The sequence below is a fragment of the Vibrio sp. OPT46 genome, from assembly GCF_015163535.1.
In the GTDB taxonomy this organism is placed as follows: domain Bacteria; phylum Pseudomonadota; class Gammaproteobacteria; order Enterobacterales; family Vibrionaceae; genus Vibrio; species Vibrio alginolyticus.
Genome location: NZ_JADDYG010000437.1, coordinates 1 through 1,486 on the forward strand (window position 1 = coordinate 1; position 1,486 = coordinate 1,486).

At 53.4% G+C, this 1,486-nt stretch carries 1 protein-coding gene; it reads right to left on the reverse strand.

Annotated features, from left to right (window positions below; all coding sequences use genetic code 11):
• Positions 1-1,486 (reverse strand): Calx-beta domain-containing protein (locus IQR33_RS33545; protein ID WP_322631785.1); only part of this gene is annotated, 1,486 nt, incomplete at both ends.

Below are 1,486 nucleotides of genomic sequence, written 5' to 3' on the forward strand. Positions count from 1 at the left end.
ACCCAACCGGAGCCTGTGTTGTATTCTAGGGTGCCTAAATCTCCAACTTCGGTATCGCCGAGATTAAGACCCAACTCCACTTGCGTTTCCGCTTCAGAGGCGTTCGATAAGTTGACTTTGAAGTTCGCTGCCTCTCCCTCATTAATAGTACCAGCGTCTGAAATAGTCACGCTTGGACGGTCATCATCCGGATCAGGGCCCGGACCACTGCCGTCATCCACAATCGTTGCCGTACCGGTATCGCTGCCTTGTACTGCGCCAATGCCAGTCACCGTCACACTGAAATCTTCTGGACCTTCATAAACAGCATCATCAATAGAAGCAATGCGCACATCAAACTCAGTTTGCCCCGCTGGCACCGTTACTACACCATCGTTTGGCACTGCAACCCAACCGCTTCCCGTGTTGTATTCTAGGGTGCCCAAATCTCCAACTTCGGTATCGCCAAGATTAAGACCCAATTCCACTTGCGTTTCCGCTTCAGACGCGTTCGATAGCGTCACTTTGAAGTTCGCCGTGTCACCCTCATTAATGGTGCCAGCATCTGAAATAGTCACGCTTGGACGGTCATCATCCGGATCAGGTCCTGGACCCGTGCCGTCGTCCACTATCGTCGCCGTACCCGTATCGCTGCCTTGCACTGCGCCAATGCCAGTCACCGTCACACTGAAATCTTCAGGGCCTTCGTACACCGCATCATCAATGGAAGCGATACGCACATCAAACTCAGTTTGCCCTGCTGGCACCGTTACTACGCCATCGTTTGGCACTGCAACCCAACCACTTCCCGTGTTGTATTCTAGGGTGCCTAAGTCTCCAACTTCGGTGTCACCTAAGTTCAGGCCTAGCTCGACTTGAACAGTGGACTCGGAGGCATTCGACAGCGTCACTTTGAAGTTCGCTGTCTCACCCTCATTGATGGTGCCAGCATCTGAGATAGTCACGCTTGGACGGTCATCATCCGGATCAGGGCCCGGACCACTGCCGTCGTCCACGATCGTCGCCGTCCCCGTATCGCTGCCTTGCACTGCACCAATGCCAGTCACTGTCACACTGAAATCTTCAGGACCTTCATAAACGGCGTCATCAATGGAAGCGATACGCACATCAAACTCAGTTTGCCCCGCTGGCACCGTTACTACACCATCGTTTGGCACTGCAACCCAACCGGAGCCTGTGTTGTATTCTAGGGTGCCTAAATCTCCAACTTCGGTATCGCCGAGATTAAGACCCAACTCCACTTGCGTTTCCGCTTCAGACGCGTTCGATAGCGTCACTTTGAAGTTCGCTGTGTCACCCTCATTAATGTTGCCAGCATCGGTAATTGTCACGCTTGGACGGTCATCATCCGGATCAGAGCCTGGACCCGTGCCGTCGTCCACTATCGTTGCCGTTCCCGTATCGCTGCCTTGCACTGCGCCAATGCCGGTTACTGTCACACTGAAATCTTCAGGGCCTTCGTAAACGGCGTCATCAACAGAAGCGA